Annotated in this window: 36 protein-coding genes; all 36 read right to left on the bottom strand. The window is 37.9% G+C overall.

Going from position 1 to position 21,602, the window contains the following annotated elements:
* Window positions 1-285: 285 nt before the first annotated feature.
* Complete coding sequence (gene rpsI / locus NKG37_RS07235) at window positions 286-678, bottom strand: 30S ribosomal protein S9 (protein WP_016204588.1); 393 nt, start codon at window positions 676-678, stop codon at window positions 286-288.
* Between the two features lie 22 nt (window positions 679-700).
* A complete protein-coding gene (gene rplM, locus NKG37_RS07230) occupies window positions 701-1,138 on the bottom strand; it encodes a 50S ribosomal protein L13 (RefSeq protein ID WP_016204587.1) in 438 nt (145 codons plus the stop codon).
* Window positions 1,139-1,391: 253 nt separating this feature from the next.
* Entirely contained in the window at window positions 1,392-2,129 is a 738-nt protein-coding gene (truA, locus tag NKG37_RS07225) for a tRNA pseudouridine(38-40) synthase TruA (protein WP_302183212.1), read from the bottom strand.
* Window positions 2,130-2,140: 11 nt separating this feature from the next.
* A complete protein-coding gene (locus tag NKG37_RS07220) occupies window positions 2,141-2,935 on the bottom strand; it encodes an energy-coupling factor transporter transmembrane component T family protein (RefSeq protein ID WP_101728779.1) in 795 nt (264 codons plus the stop codon).
* Entirely contained in the window at window positions 2,935-3,807 is an 873-nt protein-coding gene (locus NKG37_RS07215; RefSeq protein ID WP_254416025.1) for an energy-coupling factor ABC transporter ATP-binding protein, read from the bottom strand. The genes NKG37_RS07220 and NKG37_RS07215 overlap by 1 nt, the downstream gene beginning before the upstream one ends.
* Entirely contained in the window at window positions 3,783-4,622 is an 840-nt protein-coding gene (locus NKG37_RS07210) for an energy-coupling factor ABC transporter ATP-binding protein (RefSeq protein WP_016204583.1), read from the bottom strand. The genes NKG37_RS07215 and NKG37_RS07210 overlap by 25 nt, the downstream gene beginning before the upstream one ends.
* A 575-nt stretch (window positions 4,623-5,197) precedes the next feature.
* Window positions 5,198-5,560, bottom strand: coding sequence for a 50S ribosomal protein L17 (rplQ, locus tag NKG37_RS07205; RefSeq protein ID WP_254416024.1), 363 nt, complete (start codon window positions 5,558-5,560; stop codon window positions 5,198-5,200).
* 57 nt (window positions 5,561-5,617) lie between these two features.
* Window positions 5,618-6,562 carry a DNA-directed RNA polymerase subunit alpha gene (locus NKG37_RS07200; RefSeq protein WP_254416382.1) on the bottom strand — a complete coding sequence of 315 codons (945 nt, stop codon included), beginning with the start codon at window positions 6,560-6,562 and terminating at the stop codon, window positions 5,618-5,620.
* A gap of 172 nt (window positions 6,563-6,734) precedes the next feature.
* Window positions 6,735-7,124: a 30S ribosomal protein S11 gene (gene rpsK / locus NKG37_RS07195; protein ID WP_016204580.1), complete on the bottom strand. Its 390-nt coding sequence runs from the start codon at window positions 7,122-7,124 to the stop codon at window positions 6,735-6,737.
* 22 nt (window positions 7,125-7,146) lie between these two features.
* The gene (gene rpsM, locus NKG37_RS07190) at window positions 7,147-7,512 is read right to left on the bottom strand and encodes a 30S ribosomal protein S13 (protein ID WP_016204579.1); all 366 of its coding nucleotides are present in this window, start codon (window positions 7,510-7,512) and stop codon (window positions 7,147-7,149) included.
* Between the two features lie 22 nt (window positions 7,513-7,534).
* The gene (gene rpmJ, locus NKG37_RS07185) at window positions 7,535-7,648 is read right to left on the bottom strand and encodes a 50S ribosomal protein L36 (protein WP_000868344.1); all 114 of its coding nucleotides are present in this window, start codon (window positions 7,646-7,648) and stop codon (window positions 7,535-7,537) included.
* A 37-nt stretch (window positions 7,649-7,685) separates the two neighbouring features.
* Window positions 7,686-7,904, bottom strand: coding sequence for a translation initiation factor IF-1 (gene infA, locus NKG37_RS07180; protein ID WP_016204578.1), 219 nt, complete (start codon window positions 7,902-7,904; stop codon window positions 7,686-7,688).
* 817 nt (window positions 7,905-8,721) lie between these two features.
* Window positions 8,722-9,372, bottom strand: a complete 651-nt coding sequence (locus NKG37_RS07175) for an adenylate kinase (RefSeq protein WP_254416023.1) — start codon at window positions 9,370-9,372, stop codon at window positions 8,722-8,724.
* 61 nt (window positions 9,373-9,433) lie between these two features.
* The gene (secY, locus tag NKG37_RS07170; protein ID WP_254416022.1) at window positions 9,434-10,729 is read right to left on the bottom strand and encodes a preprotein translocase subunit SecY; all 1,296 of its coding nucleotides are present in this window, start codon (window positions 10,727-10,729) and stop codon (window positions 9,434-9,436) included.
* Window positions 10,729-11,169: a 50S ribosomal protein L15 gene (rplO, locus tag NKG37_RS07165; protein ID WP_016204575.1), complete on the bottom strand. Its 441-nt coding sequence runs from the start codon at window positions 11,167-11,169 to the stop codon at window positions 10,729-10,731. The genes secY and rplO overlap by 1 nt, the downstream gene beginning before the upstream one ends.
* A 32-nt stretch (window positions 11,170-11,201) precedes the next feature.
* Complete coding sequence (gene rpmD, locus NKG37_RS07160) at window positions 11,202-11,384, bottom strand: 50S ribosomal protein L30 (RefSeq protein WP_016204574.1); 183 nt, start codon at window positions 11,382-11,384, stop codon at window positions 11,202-11,204.
* A 13-nt stretch (window positions 11,385-11,397) separates the two neighbouring features.
* Entirely contained in the window at window positions 11,398-11,898 is a 501-nt protein-coding gene (gene rpsE / locus NKG37_RS07155; protein ID WP_016204573.1) for a 30S ribosomal protein S5, read from the bottom strand.
* 24 nt (window positions 11,899-11,922) lie between these two features.
* On the bottom strand, window positions 11,923-12,285 hold the full coding sequence (gene rplR, locus NKG37_RS07150) for a 50S ribosomal protein L18 (RefSeq protein WP_016204572.1): 363 nt from the start codon (window positions 12,283-12,285) through the stop codon (window positions 11,923-11,925).
* 32 nt (window positions 12,286-12,317) lie between these two features.
* Window positions 12,318-12,854, bottom strand: coding sequence for a 50S ribosomal protein L6 (gene rplF / locus NKG37_RS07145; RefSeq protein ID WP_016204571.1), 537 nt, complete (start codon window positions 12,852-12,854; stop codon window positions 12,318-12,320).
* A gap of 31 nt (window positions 12,855-12,885) precedes the next feature.
* Window positions 12,886-13,284 (bottom strand): 30S ribosomal protein S8, encoded by a 399-nt coding sequence (rpsH, locus tag NKG37_RS07140; RefSeq protein ID WP_016204570.1) that lies wholly within the window; start codon window positions 13,282-13,284, stop codon window positions 12,886-12,888.
* A gap of 30 nt (window positions 13,285-13,314) precedes the next feature.
* Entirely contained in the window at window positions 13,315-13,500 is a 186-nt protein-coding gene (gene rpsN / locus NKG37_RS07135) for a 30S ribosomal protein S14 (RefSeq protein WP_009499044.1), read from the bottom strand.
* Window positions 13,501-13,522: 22 nt separating this feature from the next.
* On the bottom strand, window positions 13,523-14,062 hold the full coding sequence (gene rplE, locus NKG37_RS07130; RefSeq protein WP_016204569.1) for a 50S ribosomal protein L5: 540 nt from the start codon (window positions 14,060-14,062) through the stop codon (window positions 13,523-13,525).
* Between the two features lie 27 nt (window positions 14,063-14,089).
* Window positions 14,090-14,401, bottom strand: coding sequence for a 50S ribosomal protein L24 (rplX, locus tag NKG37_RS07125; RefSeq protein ID WP_016204568.1), 312 nt, complete (start codon window positions 14,399-14,401; stop codon window positions 14,090-14,092).
* A 36-nt stretch (window positions 14,402-14,437) separates the two neighbouring features.
* A complete protein-coding gene (gene rplN, locus NKG37_RS07120) occupies window positions 14,438-14,806 on the bottom strand; it encodes a 50S ribosomal protein L14 (protein ID WP_016204567.1) in 369 nt (122 codons plus the stop codon).
* 38 nt (window positions 14,807-14,844) lie between these two features.
* Window positions 14,845-15,108 (bottom strand): 30S ribosomal protein S17, encoded by a 264-nt coding sequence (gene rpsQ, locus NKG37_RS07115; protein ID WP_016204566.1) that lies wholly within the window; start codon window positions 15,106-15,108, stop codon window positions 14,845-14,847.
* A 20-nt stretch (window positions 15,109-15,128) separates the two neighbouring features.
* Complete coding sequence (gene rpmC / locus NKG37_RS07110; protein ID WP_003351417.1) at window positions 15,129-15,332, bottom strand: 50S ribosomal protein L29; 204 nt, start codon at window positions 15,330-15,332, stop codon at window positions 15,129-15,131.
* Entirely contained in the window at window positions 15,322-15,756 is a 435-nt protein-coding gene (rplP, locus tag NKG37_RS07105) for a 50S ribosomal protein L16 (protein ID WP_016204565.1), read from the bottom strand. Before rplP ends, rpmC begins: the two co-directional genes overlap by 11 nt.
* Window position 15,757: 1 nt before the next feature.
* Window positions 15,758-16,414: a 30S ribosomal protein S3 gene (rpsC, locus tag NKG37_RS07100; protein WP_016204564.1), complete on the bottom strand. Its 657-nt coding sequence runs from the start codon at window positions 16,412-16,414 to the stop codon at window positions 15,758-15,760.
* Window positions 16,415-16,417: 3 nt separating this feature from the next.
* Window positions 16,418-16,759 carry a 50S ribosomal protein L22 gene (rplV, locus tag NKG37_RS07095; protein WP_016204563.1) on the bottom strand — a complete coding sequence of 114 codons (342 nt, stop codon included), beginning with the start codon at window positions 16,757-16,759 and terminating at the stop codon, window positions 16,418-16,420.
* A gap of 18 nt (window positions 16,760-16,777) precedes the next feature.
* Window positions 16,778-17,056, bottom strand: coding sequence for a 30S ribosomal protein S19 (gene rpsS / locus NKG37_RS07090; protein ID WP_016204562.1), 279 nt, complete (start codon window positions 17,054-17,056; stop codon window positions 16,778-16,780).
* 60 nt (window positions 17,057-17,116) lie between these two features.
* The gene (gene rplB, locus NKG37_RS07085; protein ID WP_016204561.1) at window positions 17,117-17,947 is read right to left on the bottom strand and encodes a 50S ribosomal protein L2; all 831 of its coding nucleotides are present in this window, start codon (window positions 17,945-17,947) and stop codon (window positions 17,117-17,119) included.
* Window positions 17,948-17,977: 30 nt separating this feature from the next.
* On the bottom strand, window positions 17,978-18,262 hold the full coding sequence (gene rplW / locus NKG37_RS07080; RefSeq protein WP_016204560.1) for a 50S ribosomal protein L23: 285 nt from the start codon (window positions 18,260-18,262) through the stop codon (window positions 17,978-17,980).
* Entirely contained in the window at window positions 18,262-18,885 is a 624-nt protein-coding gene (gene rplD / locus NKG37_RS07075; protein WP_254416021.1) for a 50S ribosomal protein L4, read from the bottom strand. Before rplD ends, rplW begins: the two co-directional genes overlap by 1 nt.
* A 28-nt stretch (window positions 18,886-18,913) precedes the next feature.
* The gene (rplC, locus tag NKG37_RS07070) at window positions 18,914-19,540 is read right to left on the bottom strand and encodes a 50S ribosomal protein L3 (protein WP_016204558.1); all 627 of its coding nucleotides are present in this window, start codon (window positions 19,538-19,540) and stop codon (window positions 18,914-18,916) included.
* Between the two features lie 39 nt (window positions 19,541-19,579).
* Window positions 19,580-19,888, bottom strand: a complete 309-nt coding sequence (gene rpsJ, locus NKG37_RS07065) for a 30S ribosomal protein S10 (protein ID WP_009336571.1) — start codon at window positions 19,886-19,888, stop codon at window positions 19,580-19,582.
* A gap of 499 nt (window positions 19,889-20,387) precedes the next feature.
* Complete coding sequence (gene tuf / locus NKG37_RS07060; RefSeq protein ID WP_016204556.1) at window positions 20,388-21,575, bottom strand: elongation factor Tu; 1,188 nt, start codon at window positions 21,573-21,575, stop codon at window positions 20,388-20,390.
* Window positions 21,576-21,602 lie beyond the last annotated feature (27 nt).

Here is a 21,602-nt window from a genome sequence, read left to right as displayed (position 1 = left end):
TATAAGAGAAGCAGGAGCACTCTTGTTATCGTCCCCTACGGAACGTCAACTGTTCACTCCTCCTTCTTGTTTCGAAAATACTAGATATATTTTTGACATATCGATTCCTCCTATTGTTTTATAATTTGATATTAACATAATCACTTAATTTTTTTCAAAAATCCAAATATTTTCCACGAAAAATTCCATTATTGCTTTTAGAGTTTTGATTACCCTACATACTTTTGTATAAAAAAGACCCTCTCCACATAAGTGGAAAGAGCCTTTTGAGAACAGAACCCAAAATTAACGTTTTGAGAACTGAGGTGCACGACGAGCGCCTTTAAGACCGTATTTTTTACGTTCTTTCATACGAGCGTCACGAGTTAATAATCCTGCACGTTTTAATGTTGGACGGTATTCAGGATCTACTTGAAGTAAAGCACGAGCGATACCATGACGGATAGCGCCAGCTTGACCAGTATAACCTCCACCGTTAACATTTACTAAAATATTGTAGCTTCCAGTAGTTTCAGTTGCTACTAATGGTTGTTTAACAACTTCACGTAAAGCTGCAAACGGGATATAACTTTCGATTTCACGACCATTGATGATGATTTGTCCGTCACCTGGAACTAAACGTACACGAGCAACAGAGCTTTTACGACGACCAGTACCGATATATTGAACCTGTGCCATTTGTTTTACCTCCCTTTATTAATTATCCACGAAGTTCGTAAACTTCTGGTTGTTGAGCTTGGTGCGGATGTTCGCTACCAGCATATACGTGTAATTTTCTATACATTTGACGACCAAGAGAATTCTTTGGAAGCATACCTTTGATTGCAAGTTCTAACATTTGCTCTGGATAGTTAGTACGCATTTCTAAAGCTGTTCTTTGTTTTAATCCACCTGGGTGCATAGAGTGACGGTAGTAAATTTTGTCAGTTAATTTTTTACCAGTCAATTCAATTTTTGAAGCATTTAAAAGAATTACATGATCACCAGTATCCACATGAGGTGTGAAAGTTGGTTTATGTTTACCACGTAGAATTGATGCTACTTCACTAGCAAGACGACCTAAAGTTTTGCCTTCAGCATCAATCACGTACCATTTACGATCAACAGTGTTTGAATTAGCCATAAACGTTGTACGCATGAGTTTCCCTCCTGAAATGTTTAATTATAATTTGTTTTAAATTACGAATGTTTTGTTCTTACGTCTATATGTTCACACAATTAAGTTCCGGGGCTTAATGTGGGATTAAAATACATACCATATTATGATATATCCTAGACTAGTATATGTCAAGGGAATGTTACACCAGGTTTAGTTGTTATGAGAAAAAAATCGTCTTTTCTTTTATTTTGGCTGTTTTCGTAAAGTTTGTTGCGATTACCAGCAGCCGATGTTAATACAATACTTTCCATAGATACAATCCATTAGCAGAAGCCGTTTTTCCTGCTGCTTTTCTATCTTTTTTCTCAATAATCATCGGAATATCCTGTGGTAATTTCTTCCCTCTTCCGACATCTAGTAATGTTCCAACCATAATCCGCACCATATTATAAAGGAATCCATTCCCTTGGAAAGAAAAAATCAACATATTCTCTTCCTCTGTTAGCTTTACCCCGGTAATGGTTCTTACTTTTCTTTCTTTGTCTGTTTTAGCAGAGCAAAAACTAGTAAAATCATATTCTCCAATAAAATAGCTAAGTGCTTCCCTCATCGCTTTCACATTTAGGGCATATGGGTAATAATAAGCATAATTTCGCTTAAAAGGATCTCTCCGCTCTCCTAATTGAATAAAATAGCGGTATTCCTTCGCTGTTACATTATATCTGGCATGGAAGGATGCTGACACAGTCTCCACATCTGCAACCACGATATCATGGGGTAATAAAGTGTTCAATGCAATCGGCCATTTTTCTGCTGGAATATCAAGAGAGCTATCAAAATGAATGACTTGTCCCTTTGCATGAACACCAGCATCTGTTCTGCCAGAAGCTTGAATCTTTACCTCTCCCCCTTTATGAAGCTTTCTTAAGGCCTTTTCGATTTCGCCTTGTATTGTTCGATCCTTTGGCTGAATTTGAAAACCACTATAATTCGAACCATCATAGCTAATTGTACATTTATATCTTTGCATTCTTTTCTCCATTATGTTCTTAACACAAACAGCATAGCTGTTACTAGTATCAAAATAATAATCATTATTGTATCGATGGAACTCCATACTAATTGACGGTATTTTGTTCTTCCTTCTCCACCTTGATAGCCACGTGCCTCCATCGCAATAGCAAGCTCCTCTGCCCGTTTAAAAGAGTTAACAAATAAAGGAATCAATAACGGAATAATTGCTTGTACACGGCTTTTAATCGAACCACTGGAGAACTCAACCCCTCTCGCCATCTGAGCCTTCATAATCTTCTCTGTTTCATCCATTAAAGTGGGGATGAAACGAAGCGAGATAGACATCATAAGTGCCAATTCATAAACAGGAAACTTCACTTTTTTTAATGGGCCTAACAATGTTTCAATTGCATCGGTTAATTCAATTGGTGTCGTTGTTAACGTAAGCAAGGATGTCATGATTATAAGCAAGAAGAACCGAATCGAAATAAGAATTCCCATCCTTATGCCTTCCTCATAAATCTTAATCCAGCCCCATTCAAACAATAGTTCTCCATTTTTCGTAAAAAAGATATGCAAAATAAACGTAAAGATAATTAACCAAAAAATTGGCCTTAATCCCAAATAAATATACTTTATTGGCACATTAGAAATAGCTACTAAAGTAGCCACATATATAATTAGCAGAGAATAGCTCCAAATATTATTAGCCAAAAATACAACACAAATAAAAAGGAAAACAAGCAGCAATTTAGAACGGGGATCCATTCTGTGCAATATGGAATCAACGGGAATAAATCGCCCTATAATCATTTTCCCCATTAACTACTACCTACCTTCTTCTTTAGATACACTGCTAATTCATTCGTAAAGTCTTCCATATTTAAGTGGACGTGCTCCATCTTCATTCCCAATTTCGCTTCTATCTTCCTCTGGAAACGCACCACTTCTGGTACATTTAAGCCAATTGCTGCCAAATCTTCTGCATTCTTAAAAATCTCTATTGGTGTCCCTTGACGATGTACTTTCCCTTTATTCATAATGACTATTTGATCAGCATAATGAGCTGCGTCCTCCATACTATGCGTTACTAAAATAGTCGTTAAATTCCGCTCTTTATGAAGTCCATAAAACATATCCATAATTTCTCGTCTGCCCCTTGGATCTAAACCAGCAGTTGGCTCGTCCAAAACTAGCACATCCGGTTCCATTGCTAATACACCTGCAATGGCAACTCTTCTCATCTGGCCACCTGACAAATCAAATGGAGACTTCACAAGAAACTCTTCTGTTAATCCCACTTCACGCAATGCCCTTTCGGCTCTTTCCTTTGCCTCCGACTCCGATATCCCAAAATTAAGTGGGCCAAAGCAAATATCTTTCTCCACCGTTTCTTCAAATAACTGCTGCTCCGGAAATTGAAAAACAATTCCTACTTTCTGGCGAATACTACGCAAGTTCTTATGCTTTTGTCCACCTTCAATTATTCGGTCGCCTATTACAACTTTTCCTTGAGATGGAGTTATAAGAGCATTAAGATGCTGTAAAATGGTCGACTTTCCAGAACCAGTATGCCCGATAATTGCAACATAGCTCCCTGATGGAATATCAAAACTTACATCCTCTATTGCCAATCGCTCAAACGGCGAATTTTCCTGGTAACGATACTCTACTTTTTGAAGTGAGATGTCCATATTCCTGTCACCAACTCTTCTTCTGTTAAATATACTTCTTCTAATGAAATGCCTTTATTAATTAGACTTTCTCTCATTTTAATAGTAAAAGGGATATCCAACCCAATTTCAACAAGTTCCTTTTGAAGCTTAAATATATCTTTAGGTATTCCCTCTTTATATACTTCACCTTTATTCATCACTATAATCCGATCTGCTTTAGCAGCCTCATCTAAATCATGTGTAATCGAGATAATCGTCATATTTTCCTTTTGCAGCTCTCTCATAATTTCAAAAACTTCTTCTCTGCCTTGTGGATCAAGCATGGAGGTTGCCTCATCTAATATGATAATTTCAGGTTTTAATGCAATAATTCCCGCTATAGCGACTCTCTGTTTTTGTCCACCAGACAGATGGTGTGGCTCTTGATCAAGAAAAGATAACATCTTTACTTTTTCTAAAGAACGCTCTACTCTTGTTACCATCTCACTCCTAGGAACGGCGTTATTTTCTAAACCAAAAGCCACATCATCCTTAACAGTTGTACCAACAAACTGGTTATCAGGATTCTGGAATACCATTCCAACCTTTTTCCTTATATCCCACACAGAATCCTCCGTTATTGGAATACCATCTATTATAATAGAACCTTCATTGGAGAATTGTAATCCATTTAATAACTTAGCTAGCGTAGATTTACCTGATCCATTGTGTCCAACTATAGCAACCCATTCACCTGCGTTCACATGAAAAGAAACATGATTTAGGGCATTTTCTAATTGCTCCTCATATTTAAAGGATACATCTTCTACCTTTACTAAAATCTTTTGGTTCATTACATTCCCACCATTTACTTACTAGATATTGTCGATTGTATATTACATACGACTTTTTTAAACATATCCTATTATGGATAACGTGAATCTTCAATTAATGGATTAAGAACTCCCGAAAATTATAAATAGAATCAATTGCCTTTAAGTAAATTAGTTCTCTTCACCTAATTTCTCATTTCTACTCTAAATTTTCAAGTGGGTCTTTACTTGCACTTAATCCAAGATAAAAAAATAAACTCGCCAATTGGGCGAGCTTTGAATTGGTTTAACATAAGATTATTTATATAATCTTTGATATCCTATTTCTATGCTTGTTAAAATATATCTTATGGTATTCCACTTCTTAGCACCCTACAGTCCTAATGAAACATGAAAAAAGCCCGCACCTCATTCATACAATTAAAATCGAAGAAGAGGTGCACGAGCTAGACGAGTCATTTAATGAAGACAAATGCTCATCGTAACACTCTATATTGGCTTGATCAAAAAAAGCGAGGATTAAAGAAAAAGGATACTTGAACAAGTTTCATAACAATATAAACTGTCCCGCACCCTAAGTTTCTTTGAAAATCCTATTACACTAACTCGATAATTACCATAGGTGCTCCGTCTCCACGACGAGGTCCCATTTTCATAATACGAGTGTAACCACCTTGACGATCAGTATAACGAGCAGCAACATCACTGAACAATTTTTGAACAGCATCTTGGTTTGTTTCAGCGTTAGTAACTTCATGACGTACATAAGCAGCTGCTTGACGACGTGCATGTAGATCTCCACGTTTACCAAGTGTAATCATTTTTTCTACAACAGAACGAAGTTCTTTTGCACGAGCTTCAGTTGTTTCAATACGCTCATTGATGATTAAGTCTGTAGTTAAGTCACGTAACATAGCTTTACGTTGTGCGCTTGTGCGTCCTAACTTTCTGTAACCCATGTGAGATTCCCTCCTTTTGTTAAAGTACAAGCTTTATAGACAAAGTCAAGAGACTAATCAGTCGTCTTTTCTTAAACCTAATCCTAGCTCTTCTAATTTATGTTTTACTTCTTCTAGAGATTTTCTACCTAAGTTTCGAACTTTCATCATATCTTCTTCTGTCTTATTTGCTAATTCTTGAACGGTATTGATACCAGCACGTTTTAAGCAGTTATAAGAGCGAACAGAAAGATCTAATTCTTCGATTGTCATCTCAAGTACTTTTTCTTTTTGATCTTCTTCTTTTTCTACCATTATCTCAGCATTTTGTGCTTCGTCAGTTAATCCAACAAAGATATTCAAATGCTCAGTTAAAATCTTTGCACCAAGTGCAATAGCATCTTGAGGACCAGTACTACCGTCAGTCCACACGTCAAAAGTTAACTTATCATAATTAGTCAATTGACCAACACGAGTATTCTCTACTTGATAAGAAACACGAGATACTGGTGTAAAGATAGAGTCAATAGGAATTACACCAATAGGTTGATCTTCACGTTTGTTTTGCTCAGCTGGAGTGTATCCACGACCACGCTTTGCAGTTAAACGCATGCGGAAATTTCCGTTGCTACCTAAAGTTGCGATATGAAGATCTGGATTTAAGATCTCTACATCACTATCATGTGTAATATCTGCTGCTGTAACTACCCCTGAACCTTGCATATCAATCTCTAAAGTCTTTTCATCATCAGAGTATATTTTCAATGCTAGTTTTTTGATATTTAATATGATAGCTGTAACATCTTCTACGACGCCTTCAATTGTTGAGAACTCATGAAGTACCCCATCAATTTGAATGGATGTGACAGCGGCACCTGGCAGTGAGGATAGTAGAATACGACGTAAGGAGTTACCCAAAGTAGTACCATATCCACGCTCAAGTGGCTCTACGACGAATTTACCATATTTGGCATCATCGTTGATCTCAACCGTTTCGATTTTTGGTTTTTCTATTTCGATCATCAAGATATACCCTCCTTCAAAACGTCGAAACCTCGGTAAGGTTTACCGAAATTCCCCATGTTTACGTTCCCGCTTGTGCACAACAACTGGGTTAGTTAATAAATCTGTACGGGTTTTAAAAGTTTTAGTCATATCCCATTATAGACAAGGATACAAAATTTATACAGAAAAATTAAACTCGGCGACGTTTAGGTGGTCGGCAACCGTTATGAGGAACTGGAGTTACATCTCTAATTGCTGTAACTTCAAGTCCTGCAGCTTGAAGAGCACGAATTGCAGCTTCACGACCTGCACCTGGTCCTTTAACTGTTACTTCTAAAGTTTTCATACCATGTTCCATAGAAGCTTTCGCAGCTGTTTCTGCAGCCATTTGAGCAGCGAATGGAGTAGATTTACGAGAACCTCTGAATCCAAGTGCACCTGCGCTTGACCAAGAAAGAGCATTTCCATGAACGTCTGTAATTGTTACGATAGTATTGTTGAAAGTAGAACGAATATGAGCAACACCAGACTCAATATTCTTTTTAACACGACGTTTACGTGTATTAGTTTTACGTGCCATTATATTGTACCTCCTTTACCGATTATTTTTTCTTATTAGCTACAGTCTTACGAGGACCTTTGCGAGTACGAGCGTTGTTTTTCGTGTTTTGTCCACGAACTGGTAAACCACGACGGTGACGAAGGCCACGGTAGCAACCAATTTCCATTAGACGTTTGATATTTAAAGAAATCTCACGACGAAGATCCCCTTCTACTTTTAAACCGTCGATAATATCACGGATTTTGTTTAATTCATCTTCCGTTAAATCACGAACGCGTGTATCTTCAGAAACACCAGCTTCTGCCAATACTTTTTGTGCAGTATTTTTTCCAATACCGTAAATGTATGTTAAAGATATTACTACACGTTTTTCACGTGGAATATCCACACCAGCAATACGTGCCATCTATATGCGCACCTCCTTGTTATTAACCTTGTTTTTGTTTGTGTTTAGGGTTTTCACAGATAACCATAACTTTACCACGTCTGCGGATAACTTTACATTTTTCGCAGATTGGTTTAACAGATGGTCTAACTTTCATTATCCTAACCTCCTTGATAGTACGGAGTGCAATCAGATTATTTAAAGCGGTAAGTAATTCTTCCGCGAGTTAAGTCATATGGAGATAACTCAACCGTTACTTTATCACCAGGTAAAATACGGATGAAATGCATGCGAATTTTACCAGAAACGTGAGCCAATACAGTATGACCATTTTCTAATTCTACCTTAAACATGGCGTTCGGCAAAGTTTCAGTGATTGTGCCTTCAATTTCGATTACATCGTCTTTAGCCATCGAATATCTCTCCTTTCCATAAAAAATACGAGATCCATCTTAACTAATATAGCAAAGTGTAGCTCTTCTTGTCACACGATCGGTGTACATTAAACTACTCTGAACTGCTCCTATAATATAATAAAACTGCATTTAACTGCAACTAATTGATTATAACATAAGAGAAGGTACTTCGTCCGCTATTATTATAAAAAATATAATAATAGGAAAAGGTTTAATGCTACCAACTAAACTTAGCATTGCTAGATCATTCAATTTAAGAAAGAAATGATCTTTCCTCTGATTCCGAATATTCTATCAACAGCCTGTGTCTTATCGTATCGAAGTAAGCATGTAATTATATGACTTGTTTCAAGAAAATCGTCATCTTTCAAGAGTCTAGCCTTAAAACTTCCACAACATACTCGGTTTTACTTGAAAAGCCACATAGATTTCGTATTTCCAAGATTTCGTAGAGTATTCGACAACTGCACACCTGTTCTAATACCAATCGTCATAATAGAAAGAATAATAGTTACATTACCTTCTTCACTACTAGATAAAAAAGCAATTCAAGCGGAGTTACCATGAAATCCAAAAAACTCTGCACCAATTATCTAAATTGATTAATCTTTTAACGAAGATAAACATGTCAAAATAACACGATTATACTTTTTTTGTTACAGATATAACCATGGAAATTATTATACCTTTTGAAAAAAGGAAATGCATCATGTTTAGGAATAAACTCCTCAGCCATTTCATCCCAATTCTTCTATTTATTATCTCTGATTCATTTCCATGCTAGATAACAGATTAGTCAAAGCAAAAGTTACTCTTATTTTAAAGTACTTAATAGCTCGTCAAGATCTAAGAAGACTTTATTAATATCTTGTTGACCATTAATATTACGAAGATATCCTTTTGACTCATAGAAATCAAGTAATGGTTGAGATTGCTTAATATTTACTTCTAAGCGGTTTTTTACAGTAGCTTCATTATCATCAGCACGTTGATATAACTCGCCTCCACATCGATCACATGTATCTGGCTTGGATGGCGGATTAAATACTAAATGATATGTTGCGCCGCAATTTTTACAAATACGTCGGCCTGTTAAACGCTCCATTAATATCTCTTGATCTACTTGAACATTGATACAAAAGTCTAATTTCTTATTTAAATCAGACAAAATATTTTCTAAAGCTTCAGCTTGAGGAACAGTACGAGGAAAACCATCTAAAAGAAAGCCTTTTTCACAGTCATCCTTACTAAGTCTTTCGCGAACAATACCAATTGTAACTTCATCTGGTACTAATTCACCTTTATCCATAAAAGATTTTGCCTTTAGTCCAAGTTCTGTTTCGTCTTTCATAGCCGCACGGAACATGTCGCCAGTTGAGATATGAGGGATGCCGTATTTTTCGACAATCTTCTCAGCTTGTGTACCTTTACCTGCGCCAGGGAGCCCCATTAAGACTAAATTCATGCGTATTCCCCCTCAAGTTCTCTTACATAAAATTCAAGGGACATATGTCCCCTAAATTATACTATTTAATAAAACCTTTATAGTGCCGTTTAACTAATTGCGACTCTAATTGTTTCATTGTTTCCAACGCAACCCCAACCACGATTATGATACTAGTTCCGCCAATCTGTGCAGATTCTGGAAGCCCTGCAATATTAATGAAAAATACAGGTAGTATAGCAATAATGGCTAAGAATAGAGCTCCAACTAGAGTTAAACGAGATAGAACACGTGACAAATAATCTTGCGTACTTTTACCAGGTCGAATACCAGGAATATATCCACCTTGTTTTTTCAGGTTTTCAGAAACTTGTTCTGGATTCACTTGAATGAAAGCATAGAAATAAGTAAACGCAAAGATTAATACAGTATATATAATCATTCCTATTGGATGAGTATAATCAAATACTCGTTGAATCCAGGAAGTAACGTCATTTTGCGGAAAGAAAGATGCAATTGTTCTTGGTGTTACCAAGAAGGAAACTGCAAAGATAACAGGAATAACACCAGCAGAGTTTACTTTCAACGGCAAATGTGTTGACTGACCACCTGTGCTACTATTTCCGTTTACCATTCTTTTTGCATATTGAATAGGTATTTTTCTAAGAGCTTGCTGGATGAAAATTACTCCAACTACAATTGCAATGACAGCTAAAATAATTAAAGCTAACTTAACAATATTTAGGAATAATTGATCACCTGGGTTGTCAAACTGCTGTGCATAGATTTGATTAGCCATAGATGGAATTCCTGCAGCAATACCAGCAAAAATGATAATAGAAATTCCATTACCAACGCCTTTAGAAGTAATTAGTTCTCCTAACCACATTAAAAAGGCTGTACCAGCTGTTAATACAATAGAAATTACTAAGTATGACGAAAATCCAGGTTTTGTAATCAGCGAACCACCCGCTAGATTATTAAAACCGTAAGACATACCAAAACCTTGGATAAGAGCTAGAACAATTGTGAAGTAACGCGTAAACTGCGTTAACTTTCTTCGTCCAGCCTCACCCTGTTTTGACCATTCCGTAAATTTTGGTACAACATCCATTTGCAATAAGCTTACAATAATGGATGCTGTAATATATGGCATGATCCCCATTGCAAGAATAGAAAAGTTTTGTAGTGCCCCACCACCGAAAGTATTTAAAATTCCGAAGGCACTAAAAGCATCTTGTGCTTTTAAGAAGTCTGAATTCACATATGGTACTGGAATAAAAGTACCAATGCGAAATATAATCAACATTAATAGGGTGAATATGATTTTTCGTCTTATTTCACCCACGCGCATAAAATTGGAGATTGTCTGAAACATCAGATCACCTCTGTTTGACCGCCGGCAGCTTCAATAGCTTCCTTAGCAGCAGAGGAGAATTTATGAGCTTTAACAGTAAGCTTTTTCTCTACGTTGCCTTTTGCAAGAATCTTAATTCCTGCTTTTTCGTTACTAACAACTCCTGTTTCGATAAGAAGTTCTGGAGTTACTTCAGTTCCATCTTCAAAACGATTTAGAGTGTCTAAATTAACAATAGCGTATTCTTTACGGTTGATATTAGTAAAACCACGTTTTGGTAAACGACGGAATAAAGGAGTTTGACCACCTTCGAATCCAGGTCTTACACCCCCGCCTGAACGTGCGTTTTGACCTTTATGACCTTTACCAGCAGTTTTACCATTACCTGAACCGATACCGCGCCCTTTGCGTTTACGTTCTTGACGTGAACCTTCTGCAGGTTTTAATTCATGAAGTTTCATCTTGGCACCTCCTTATTGAAGAAGAATGATTTTTAGTTTTCTTTTACAGTTACAAGATGTGATACTTTATTGATCATACCGCGAATAGCAGCATTATCTTGTTGAACAACTGTTTGATTTACCTTACGTAATCCTAAAGCTTTAACTGTTTCGCGTTGGTCTTGCGGACGACCAATTACGCTTCTAGTGAGGGTAATTTCCAGATTGTTTGCCATTTAATTTCCCTCCTTATCCTAACAGTTCTTCTACTGATTTTCCACGTAACTTTGCTACGTCTTCAGCACGTTTTAATTGTTTTAAACCGTCTAAAGTAGCACGAACCATGTTAATTGGTGTGTTTGTACCTAATGACTTAGATAAGATATCAGCTACACCAGCTAATTCAAGCACAGCACGTACTGGACCACCAGCGATAACCCCAGTACCTTCTGAAGCAGGCTTCAATAGGATCTCACCAGCTCCGAAATGTCCGATAATTTCGTGTGGAATTGTTGTACCAACCATTGGTACTTCAATAAGATTTTTCTTCGCATCTTCAACCGCTTTGCGAATTGCATCTGGTACTTCTTGTGCTTTACCAGTACCAAAACCAACGTTACCATTTTTGTCCCCAACTACTACTAGAGCAGAGAAACGAAAACGACGTCCACCTTTAACAACTTTCGCTACACGGTTAACTGTAACTACGCGTTCTTCAAGTTCAAGTTTGTTTGGATCAATACGACGCATCTTTTTATGTCCCTCCTTTGTCTATTAAAATTCTAGGCCGTTCTCACGAGCAGCATCAGCTAAAGCTTTTACGCGACCATGATATAAATATCCTCCGCGGTCAAATACTACTGATTTAATTCCTTTTTCTACAGCACGTTTAGCTACTAATTCACCGATCTTAACTGCAGCTTCAAAATTACCAGTAGATTCAAGGTTAAGCTCTTTATCTAATGAAGATGCACTTGCGATTGTTACACCGTTAACATCATCAATTAATTGAGCGTAAATGTGTTTGTTTGAACGGAACACATTTAAACGAGGACGAGCTTCAGTTCCGCTAAGTTTAGAACGCACACGTGCGTGTCTTTTTCTACGGACTTGATTTTTATCAGCCTTCGTAATCATTTAGGTCACTCCTTTCGTTTACCTATGCGGCATTACTTACCAGTTTTACCTTCTTTTCTACGTACATATTCGCCTTCATAACGGATACCTTTCCCTTTATAAGGTTCTGGTGGGCGAACGTCGCGAATGTTAGCAGCAAGTGCTCCAACACGCTCTTTATTAGTTCCTTTAACAACTACTTTCGTAGCAGATGGTACTTCGATTTCAATACCAGCTTCTGGTTCAATTTCTACTGGATGAGAGTAACCTACGTTCAATACAAGCTTGCTTCCTTGTTTTTGAGCACGGTAACCGACACCGATTAATTCAAGACCTCTCTCAAAGCCTTTTGAAACACCCTCAACCATGTTTGCTAACAATGCGCGAGTTGTTCCATGTAATGCACGATGTTCCTTCGCATCAGAAGGACGAGTTACATTAATCACGTTTTCTTCTAAGCTGATCGCAATATCAGAATTAAAAGTACGAGTTAATTCACCTTTAGGACCTTTCACCGTTACAGTACTTTTATCAATAGTAACTGTAACGCCTGCTGGTACTTCGATTGGTTTTTTACCTACACGAGACATTTAGTTGCACCTCCATTCATTAAACCTATTATTACCAAACGTATGCTAATACTTCTCCGCCAACTTGTTTCGCACGAGCTTCTTTATCAGTAAGTACTCCTTGAGAAGTAGAAACTAATGCAATTCCAAGACCGTTTAATACACGAGGTACTTCTGTTGCTTTCGCATAAACACGAAGACCAGGTTTACTAATTCTTTTAAGTCCAGTAATTACACGCTCGTTGCTTGAACCGTATTTTAAGAAAATGCGGATAATACCTTGTTTGTTGTCTTCGATATATTCTACATCACGTACAAAACCTTCACGCTTTAAGATTTCAGCGATCTCTTTTTTGATGTTAGAAGCAGGAACTTCTAATTTTTCGTGACGAACCATATTCGCATTACGGATTCTTGTAAGCAAATCTGCAATTGGATCTGTCATAACCATTTGTATTTACCTCCTTCCCAATATCGGGTTTTACCAGCTAGCTTTTTTCACACCAGGAATTTGTCCCTTATACGCTAATTCGCGGAAACAAATACGGCAAAGCTTAAATTTACGGTACACAGAATGTGGACGACCACAACGTTCGCAACGTGTGTATTCTTGTACTTTATATTTAGGCGTGCGTTTTTGTTTCGCAATCATTGACTTCTTAGCCACATCTTCGCCTCCTAATTAGAGATTACTTTTGGAACGGCATTCCAAATTGAGTTAACAGTTCACGAGCTTCTTCATCTGTTTTTGCAGTTGTAACGATAACAATGTCCATTCCTCTTACTTTGTTTACTTTATCGTAATCAATTTCAGGGAAAATTAATTGTTCTTTAACACCTAAAGTGTAGTTACCGCGACCGTCAAATGATTTTTTAGATACACCACGGAAGTCACGTACACGTGGAAGAGAAACAGATACAAGTTTATCAAGGAATTGATACATGCGTTCTCCACGAAGAGTAACTTTTGCTCCGATTGGCATTCCTTCACGTAGACGGAAACCTGCAATTGATTTTTTCGCACGAGTGATTAATGGCTTTTGACCAGTAATTTGTGCTAATTCCTCAACAGCAACGTCTAATGCTTTAGCATTTGCTACAGCATCACCGACACCCATGTTAACAACGATTTTTTCCAGTTTTGGAACTTCCATCACTGATTTATAATTGAACTTGCTCATAAGAGCAGGAGTAGTTTCTTTAACAAATTTTTCTTTTAGGCGGTTCATTCATTGTACCTCCCTTCTTCATTTGAACTATTTATCTAGAATTTCACCGGATTTTTTCGCTACGCGTACTTTTTTACCATCAACCGTTTTAGATCCTACACGAGTAGGTTCACCAGTTTTAGGGTCGATAGGCATAACGTTGGATACATGAATAGCAGCTTCCTGGTCATTGATTCCACCTTGTGGATTCAACTGGGATGGCTTAGAGTGCTTCTTAACAATATTAATCCCTTCAACGATCACACGATCTTTTTTAGGGAAAGCAGCAAGAACAACACCTGTTTTGCCTTTATCCTTACCAGAGATGACCATTACTTTGTCACCTTTTTTAACATGCATCTTTTCGCACCTCCTTAAAGGCAATTAAAATTTATATTATAGTACTTCTGGAGCTAATGATACAATCTTCATAAAGTTATTGTCGCGAAGTTCGCGTGCAACTGGTCCAAAGATACGTGTTCCACGTGGACTCTTATCATCACGGATAATTACACATGCGTTTTCATCGAAACGAATGTAAGTACCGTCAGCACGACGAACACCACTTTTAGTTCTAACGACTACTGCTTTAACTACGTCACCTTTTTTAACAACGCCACCTGGTGTTGCTTGTTTCACAGTAACGACGATGATATCACCGATGTTAGCAGTTTTACGTCCTGAACCACCAAGAACTTTAATAGTAAGTACTTCACGAGCACCAGAGTTGTCAGCAACTTTCAAACGTGATTCTTGTTGAATCATGTGTGTAACCTCCCTTCGGGATGCTTAATTCCGAACAATTATATAATAACTGCTTTTTCTACTACTTCTACAAGACGGAAACGTTTTGTAGCTGATAATGGGCGAGTTTCCATAATACGTACGATATCGCCGATTTTTGCTGTGTTTTGCTCATCATGAGCTTTATACTTCTTAGAGTATTTCACGCGTTTGCCGTATAATGGGTGTTTTTTGTATGTTTCAACAACAACTGAAATGGTTTTATCCATTTTATCAGATACAACACGACCAGTATAGACTTTGCGTTGATTGCGTTCGCTCATTCTACGAACCTCCTCTCAACTTATCGATTATTGACGCCGATTTCTCTCTCACGAATGACAGTTTTCATTCGAGCGATCGCTTTGCGTACTTCACGAATGCGAGCTGTATTTTCAAGTTGTCCAGTCGCTAATTGAAAGCGAAGGTTGAAAAGCTCTTCTTTTAAGGATTTAACTTTTTGTTCAATTTCAGCAGTGGTAAGGTCACGAATTTCATTAGCTTTCATTAGTTTCACCACCAATTTCTTCACGTTTTACAAACTTACATTTAACAGGAAGTTTGTGCGCTGCAAGACGAAGTGCTTCACGAGCGATCTCTTCAGATACACCTGCTACTTCGAACATAATTTTTCCAGGCTTAACTACCGCTACCCAACCTTCAGGAGCACCCTTACCGGAACCCATTCGGACTTCTAGAGGCTTAGCAGTGTAAGGCTTATGTGGGAAAATTTTAATCCAAACTTTACCGCCACGTTTCATATAACGTGTCATTGCAATACGAGCAGACTCGATTTGACGGTTTGTAATCCAAGAAGCTTCTAAAGATTGTAAACCATATTCACCGAATGCTACTTCTGTACCACCTTTTGCTTGACCACGCATTTTACCACGATGTACACGGCGATATTTTACACGTTTAGGTAGTAACATATTATTTGCCTCCTTCCTCAGTTTTCTTCTTCGTTGGAAGGATCTCTCCACGATAGATCCAAACTTTTACACCTAGTTTTCCATAAGTTGTATCAGCTTCTGCAGTAGCATAATCGATATCTGCGCGTAGAGTGTGCAATGGAACAGTTCCTTCGCTATAAGACTCTGAACGTGCGATATCTGCTCCGCCTAAACGACCTGATACCATTGTTTTGATACCTTTAGCGCCAGCACGCATTGAGCGTTGGATAGCTTGTTTTTGAGCACGACGGAAAGATACACGGTTTTCTAATTGACGAGCAATGTTCTCAGCAACTAGTTTTGCATCCATGTCTGCTCTTTTGATTTCTAAGATATTGATGTGTACACGTTTGCTAGTAAGTGAGTTAAGAGCTTTACGTAAAGCTTCAACTTCTGTACCACCTTTACCAATAACCATACCTGGTTTAGCAGTGTGGATAGTAACATTTAAGCGGTTAGCAGCACGCTCAATTTCTACTTTAGAAACAGAAGCATCGCTTAGGCGTTTTGTAATATACTCACGTACCTTTAGGTCTTCGTGTAAAAGATCAGCATAGTCTTTACCTGCGAACCATTTAGATTCCCAGTCACGAATGATCCCAACACGTAAACCGACTGGATTTACTTTTTGACCCACTAATTACCCCTCCTTCTTTTCTGATAAAACGATAGTGATGTGGCTAGTACGTTTGTTGATTTGGCTTGCACGACCTTGTGCACGTGGACGGAATCTCTTTAGAGTTGGTCCTTCATTAACGTATGCTTGCTCAACCACTAGGTTGTTAATATCCATTTCGTAGTTATGCTCTGCGTTAGCAACAGCAGATTTTAAAACTTTCTCTACGATTGGAGAAGCTGCTTTTGGAGTTAACTTCAAAATAGCTACCGCTTCACCAACTTGCTTTCCTCGAATTAAATCTACGACTAAACGAGCTTTACGAGGAGCAATACGAACTGTATTTGCAACAGCTTTTGCTTGCATTGGAATGCCCTCCTCTCATTAACGTCTTGTTTTCTTATCGTCACTTGCATGACCTTTGTAAGTACGAGTTGGAGCAAATTCTCCAAGTTTGTGACCTACCATGTCTTCAGTAACATAAACTGGAACATGTTTACGACCATCATAAACAGCGATTGTTTGACCGATGAATTGTGGGAAGATCGTAGAACGACGAGACCAAGTTTTAACAACTTGTTTCTTATCACTATCACTTAATTTTTCGATCTTTGTCAGTAAATGATCATCAACAAAAGGTCCTTTTTTTAAGCTGCGACCCATAATGGAACCTCCCTTCGTGATTGTTCTACGGTTCTATCATTGAACCGTAGTTCAACCCCGTTATTTTTTACGGCTACGTACAATAAATTTATCAGATTTATTTTTCTTGCTACGCGTTTTGTAACCAAGTGTTGGTTTACCCCATGGAGACATTGGTGATTTACGTCCGATTGGAGCGCGTCCTTCACCACCACCGTGTGGATGGTCGTTAGGGTTCATTACAGATCCACGTACAGTTGGACGTTTACCTAACCAACGATTACGACCTGCTTTACCAATGTTGATTAATTCGTGTTGTTCATTACCAACTTGACCGATTGAAGCACGGCAAGTAGCAAGAATTAAACGAACTTCACCAGAATTTAAACGTACAAGTACGTATTTTCCTTCTTTACCAAGCACTTGAGCGCTTGTTCCAGCAGAGCGAACTAATTGTCCACCTTTACCTGGTTTTAATTCGATGTTGTGGATTACTGTACCAACTGGAATGTTAGCAAGTGGTAATGCATTACCTGGCTTGATATCAGCCTCTGGTCCTGACATAACTTCTAATCCAACTTCTAAATTTTTCGGTGCAAGAATGTAGCGTTTCTCACCGTCTACATAATTGATTAACGCGATGTTAGCAGATCTGTTTGGATCATACTCGATTGTAGCAACGCGTCCTGGAATGCCATCTTTGTCACGTTTAAAATCGATTACACGATATTGACGCTTATGACCTCCACCTTGATGACGAACAGTTAACTTACCTTGGTTATTACGGCCGCCTTTTCTGTGTAAAGGAGCAAGCAATGACTTCTCAGGAGTACTTGTAGTGATTTCACTAAAGTCTGAAGACGTCATGTTACGTCGACCATTGGAGGTAGGTTTGTATTTTTTAATCGCCATTTGTGTTCCCTCCTCTTCTAAATATTATTATTAAGCTTCAAAGAATTCGATTTCTTTGCTGTCAGCTGTTAATTTAACAATTGCCTTACGACGTTTGTTTGTGTATCCTCCGAAACGTCCCATACGTTTGAATTTACCTTTATAGTTCATGATGTTAACTTTTTCAACTTTTACGCCAAAGATTTCTTCAACAGCATCTTTAACTTGAGTTTTATTAGCTCTTACATCAACTTCAAACGTGTATTTTTTATCAACCATTAAATCAGTAGAACGTTCAGTGATAACGGGGCGCTTAATCGTATCGCGTGCATCCATTATGCAAGCACCTCCTCTACTTTTTCAACCGCTGCTTTTGTCATGATTAATTTATCATGGTTTAAAACATCTAAAACTGTAATTCCAGTAGCTGTAACAACTGTTACCCCCGGGATGTTACGAGCAGATAATGCTACGTTCTCATCAAGGTCAGCAGTAACGATTAATACTTTCTTCTCAATAGAAAGGCCACCTAGTACCGCTTTGAAATCTTTTGTTTTAGGCGCATCAAAAGCAAGGTTTTGTAATACTAAAATATTTTCTTCTAATACTTTAGTAGATAATGCAGATTTAATTGCTAATCTACGAACTTTTTTAGGTAATTTGTAGCTGTAGCTACGTGGAACTGGTCCAAATACTGTTCCACCACCACGCCATTGTGGAGATCTGATAGATCCTTGACGTGCACGTCCTGTACCTTTTTGGCGCCATGGCTTACGTCCACCACCAGCAACCTCAGAACGAATTTTAGTTTTATGAGTTCCTTGACGTAAAGAAGCTCTTTGCATAACAACTGCTTCAAATAAAACATGTTTGTTAGGCTCGATACCAAATACTGATTCGTTTAATTCGATATCTCCAGCTTGCGTACCGTCTTGGTTGAATAATGCAACTTTAGGCATTCTTATTTCCTCCTTTCCAGATTAATAATTATGCTTTAACAGCAGTTTTGATTTTTAATAAAGCTTTTCTAGCTCCAGGTACATTACCTTTAATTAGAAGAAGATTGCGTTCTGCATCTACTTTAACGATTTCTAAGTTTTGAACAGTGATTTGCTCTCCACCCATACGTCCTGGCAATGCTTTACCTTTAAATACACGGTTTGGTGCTACAGGTCCCATTGAACCTGGACGACGATGATAACGAGATCCGTGAGCCATTGGTCCACGAGATTGTCCATGGCGCTTAATTGAACCTTGGAAACCTTTCCCTTTAGAGATACCTGTTACATCTACTATATCGCCCTCAGCGAAAATACTTACATTGACTTCTTGACCAACCTCGTACTCATCCACGCTAACATCTCTAAATTCACGAACGAAGCGCTTAGGAGCAGTACTTGCTTTAGCAACGTGACCTTGTTCAGGTTTGTTAGCTAACTTTTCACGTTTGTTTTCAAAACCGATTTGAACTGCAGTATAGCCATCAGCTTCAACAGTTTTCGTTTGAAGAACAACGTTCTCAGCAGCTTCAACTACTGTTACAGGGATAAGATTGCCATTTTCAGCGAATACTTGAGTCATACCTATTTTTCTTCCTAAGATTCCTTTGGTCATTTAAGTCACACCTCCTGATAGTTTAAATGTTTATTTCAATTATAATTTAATTTCGATATCTACACCTGACGGTAAATCCAGACGCATTAGTGAATCAACTGTTTGTGGAGTTGGGTTCACGATGTCGATTAGACGTTTATGCGTACGCATTTCAAACTGTTCACGAGAATCTTTATATTTATGAACCGCACGTAAGATTGTGTATATAGACTTTTCAGTTGGTAACGGAATTGGTCCAGATACAGCAGCACCAGAACGTTTTGCAGTTTCAACAATTTTCTCAGCTGATTGATCTAAAATTCTATGATCATACGCTTTTAAACGAATACGAATTTTTTGTTTTGCCATTATTTTCCCTCCTTTTCGCCTATTTTAGAATAGACATTCTCCGTAGGAATTTCCCACACACTCGCCATGGCAAAGCGGCCGGGTGTGTCAGCAACCTCCCACATCATCGCAGTCAAAGACCAACATTGTCTATTATACATAAAAACGCCTAGAAAAGCAACAACTATTATTATTTTTCTTTCGTTTTAGTACACTCAGATTATTATACATATACTGCCATGATATTTCAAGGCAATGTATAATAGTCAGTCAATTAAATATGAAAACGACTAATTTTAACTGATCTCTTAACAGCACTTTCTTATTCTAACAAATATCAATACTATATTATATAGAAAGATTTTGGAAACCTACTTTCTTCTATAATATGTACATCTATCTATTATAGCTTTTCTCTTAACTATTTAAACATGAAGCTTCAGGAGAATAATAGATATTTCTATACAATTTAACAAAAAAACAAGCTGACTAATCAGCTTGTTTTTTCTATTATAAGTTATTACTCAACGATAGTAGCAACGACACCAGCGCCTACTGTACGTCCACCTTCACGAATAGAGAATTTAGTTCCTTCTTCGATAGCGATAGAAGAAATTAATTCAACATCCATTTCGATGTTATCGCCAGGCATAACCATTTCTACGCCTTCAGGTAAGTTACAAATACCAGTTACATCAGTTGTACGGAAGTAGAACTGTGGACGGTAGTTTGTGAAGAATGGAGTATGACGTCCACCTTCTTCTTTTGATAATACGTAAACTTCAGCTTTGAATTTTACGTGTGGAGTAATTGTACCTGGTTTTGCTAATACTTGACCACGTTGGATATCTTCACGAGCAACCCCACGAAGAAGTGCACCGATGTTATCTCCAGCTTCTGCATAGTCAAGTAATTTACGGAACATTTCAACACCAGTTACAGTAGTTGATTTTTTCTCTTCAGCTAAACCGATGATGTCTACAACGTCACCAACTTTAACTTGTCCACGCTCAACACGACCAGTAGCAACTGTACCACGACCAGTGATTGAGAATACATCCTCAACTGGCATCATGAATGGTTTGTCAGTGTCACGAGTTGGTGTTGGGATATATTCGTCAACCGCAGCCATAAGCTCGATAACTTTTTCTTCCCAAGCAGCATCTCCTTCAAGAGCTTTAAGAGCAGAACCTTTAATTACAGGAATATCATCACCAGGGAATTCATATTCTGATAATAGGTCACGTACTTCCATTTCTACTAATTCTAATAATTCTTCGTCATCAACCATATCACATTTGTTTAAGAATACTACTAAGTGAGGTACACCAACTTGACGAGAAAGAAGAATGTGCTCACGAGTTTGTGGCATTGGACCATCAGTAGCAGATACTACTAAGATACCGCCGTCCATTTGTGCAGCACCAGTGATCATGTTTTTAACATAGTCAGCATGTCCTGGGCAGTCAACGTGTGCATAGTGACGAGTTTCAGTTTCATACTCAACGTGTGCAGTTGAGATTGTAATTCCACGCTCACGCTCTTCTGGAGCAGCGTCGATTTGATCATAACCGCGAGCTTCAGCTCCACCTGCTTTTGCAAGTACAGTTGTGATAGCAGCTGTTAAAGTAGTTTTACCATGGTCAACGTGACCAATAGTTCCAATATTTACGTGTGGCTTTGAACGATCGTATTTAGCTTTTGCCATTAGGAAAATCCTCCTTTGATTTGTAAA

Source organism: Niallia sp. RD1 (assembly GCF_024219955.1).
Classification (GTDB): domain Bacteria; phylum Bacillota; class Bacilli; order Bacillales; family Cytobacillaceae; genus Niallia; species Niallia alba.
The sequence above is the reverse complement of the archived record's forward strand: the minus strand, read 5'-3'. Positions and strand labels throughout refer to the sequence as shown.

Coding starts and splice junctions, on each gene's coding strand:
- rpsI (WP_016204588.1), bottom strand. CDS start 678: ATGGCACAGGTTCAATATATCGGTACTGGTCGTCGTAAAAGCTCTGTT.
- rplM (WP_016204587.1), bottom strand. CDS start 1,138: ATGCGTACAACGTTTATGGCTAATTCAAACACTGTTGATCGTAAATGG.
- truA (WP_302183212.1), bottom strand. CDS start 2,129: ATGCAAAGATATAAATGTACAATTAGCTATGATGGTTCGAATTATAGT.
- NKG37_RS07220 (WP_101728779.1), bottom strand. CDS start 2,935: ATGGGGAAAATGATTATAGGGCGATTTATTCCCGTTGATTCCATATTG.
- NKG37_RS07215 (WP_254416025.1), bottom strand. CDS start 3,807: ATGGACATCTCACTTCAAAAAGTAGAGTATCGTTACCAGGAAAATTCG.
- NKG37_RS07210 (WP_016204583.1), bottom strand. CDS start 4,622: ATGAACCAAAAGATTTTAGTAAAGGTAGAAGATGTATCCTTTAAATAT.
- rplQ (WP_254416024.1), bottom strand. CDS start 5,560: ATGGGTTACAGAAAGTTAGGACGCACAAGCGCACAACGTAAAGCTATG.
- NKG37_RS07200 (WP_254416382.1), bottom strand. CDS start 6,562: ATGATCGAAATAGAAAAACCAAAAATCGAAACGGTTGAGATCAACGAT.
- rpsK (WP_016204580.1), bottom strand. CDS start 7,124: ATGGCACGTAAAACTAATACACGTAAACGTCGTGTTAAAAAGAATATT.
- rpsM (WP_016204579.1), bottom strand. CDS start 7,512: ATGGCACGTATTGCTGGTGTGGATATTCCACGTGAAAAACGTGTAGTA.
- rpmJ (WP_000868344.1), bottom strand. CDS start 7,648: ATGAAAGTTAGACCATCTGTTAAACCAATCTGCGAAAAATGTAAAGTT.
- infA (WP_016204578.1), bottom strand. CDS start 7,904: ATGGCTAAAGACGATGTAATCGAAATTGAAGGCACAATCACTGAAACT.
- NKG37_RS07175 (WP_254416023.1), bottom strand. CDS start 9,372: ATGAATTTAGTCTTAATGGGGCTCCCTGGCGCAGGTAAAGGTACACAA.
- secY (WP_254416022.1), bottom strand. CDS start 10,729: ATGTTTCAGACAATCTCCAATTTTATGCGCGTGGGTGAAATAAGACGA.
- rplO (WP_016204575.1), bottom strand. CDS start 11,169: ATGAAACTTCATGAATTAAAACCTGCAGAAGGTTCACGTCAAGAACGT.
- rpmD (WP_016204574.1), bottom strand. CDS start 11,384: ATGGCAAACAATCTGGAAATTACCCTCACTAGAAGCGTAATTGGTCGT.
- rpsE (WP_016204573.1), bottom strand. CDS start 11,898: ATGCGTCGTATTGATCCAAACAAACTTGAACTTGAAGAACGCGTAGTT.
- rplR (WP_016204572.1), bottom strand. CDS start 12,285: ATGATTACGAAGGCTGATAAAAATCAAGTCCGTAGAAAAAGACACGCA.
- rplF (WP_016204571.1), bottom strand. CDS start 12,854: ATGTCTCGTGTAGGTAAAAAACCAATCGAAGTACCAGCAGGCGTTACA.
- rpsH (WP_016204570.1), bottom strand. CDS start 13,284: ATGGTTATGACAGATCCAATTGCAGATTTGCTTACAAGAATCCGTAAT.
- rplE (WP_016204569.1), bottom strand. CDS start 14,062: ATGAACCGCCTAAAAGAAAAATTTGTTAAAGAAACTACTCCTGCTCTT.
- rplX (WP_016204568.1), bottom strand. CDS start 14,401: ATGCATGTTAAAAAAGGTGACAAAGTAATGGTCATCTCTGGTAAGGAT.
- rplN (WP_016204567.1), bottom strand. CDS start 14,806: ATGATTCAACAAGAATCACGTTTGAAAGTTGCTGACAACTCTGGTGCT.
- rpsQ (WP_016204566.1), bottom strand. CDS start 15,108: ATGAGCGAACGCAATCAACGCAAAGTCTATACTGGTCGTGTTGTATCT.
- rpmC (WP_003351417.1), bottom strand. CDS start 15,332: ATGAAAGCTAATGAAATTCGTGACCTTACCACTGCTGAAATTGAACAA.
- rplP (WP_016204565.1), bottom strand. CDS start 15,756: ATGTTACTACCTAAACGTGTAAAATATCGCCGTGTACATCGTGGTAAA.
- rplV (WP_016204563.1), bottom strand. CDS start 16,759: ATGCAAGCAAAAGCTGTTGCAAATACAGTTCGTATTGCTCCTCGTAAA.
- rpsS (WP_016204562.1), bottom strand. CDS start 17,056: ATGGGTCGCAGCTTAAAAAAAGGACCTTTTGTTGATGATCATTTACTG.
- rplB (WP_016204561.1), bottom strand. CDS start 17,947: ATGGCGATTAAAAAATACAAACCTACCTCCAATGGTCGACGTAACATG.
- rplW (WP_016204560.1), bottom strand. CDS start 18,262: ATGGATGCACGCGATACGATTAAGCGCCCCGTTATCACTGAACGTTCT.
- rplD (WP_254416021.1), bottom strand. CDS start 18,885: ATGCCTAAAGTTGCATTATTCAACCAAGACGGTACGCAAGCTGGAGAT.
- rplC (WP_016204558.1), bottom strand. CDS start 19,540: ATGACCAAAGGAATCTTAGGAAGAAAAATAGGTATGACTCAAGTATTC.
- rpsJ (WP_009336571.1), bottom strand. CDS start 19,888: ATGGCAAAACAAAAAATTCGTATTCGTTTAAAAGCGTATGATCATAGA.
- tuf (WP_016204556.1), bottom strand. CDS start 21,575: ATGGCAAAAGCTAAATACGATCGTTCAAAGCCACACGTAAATATTGGA.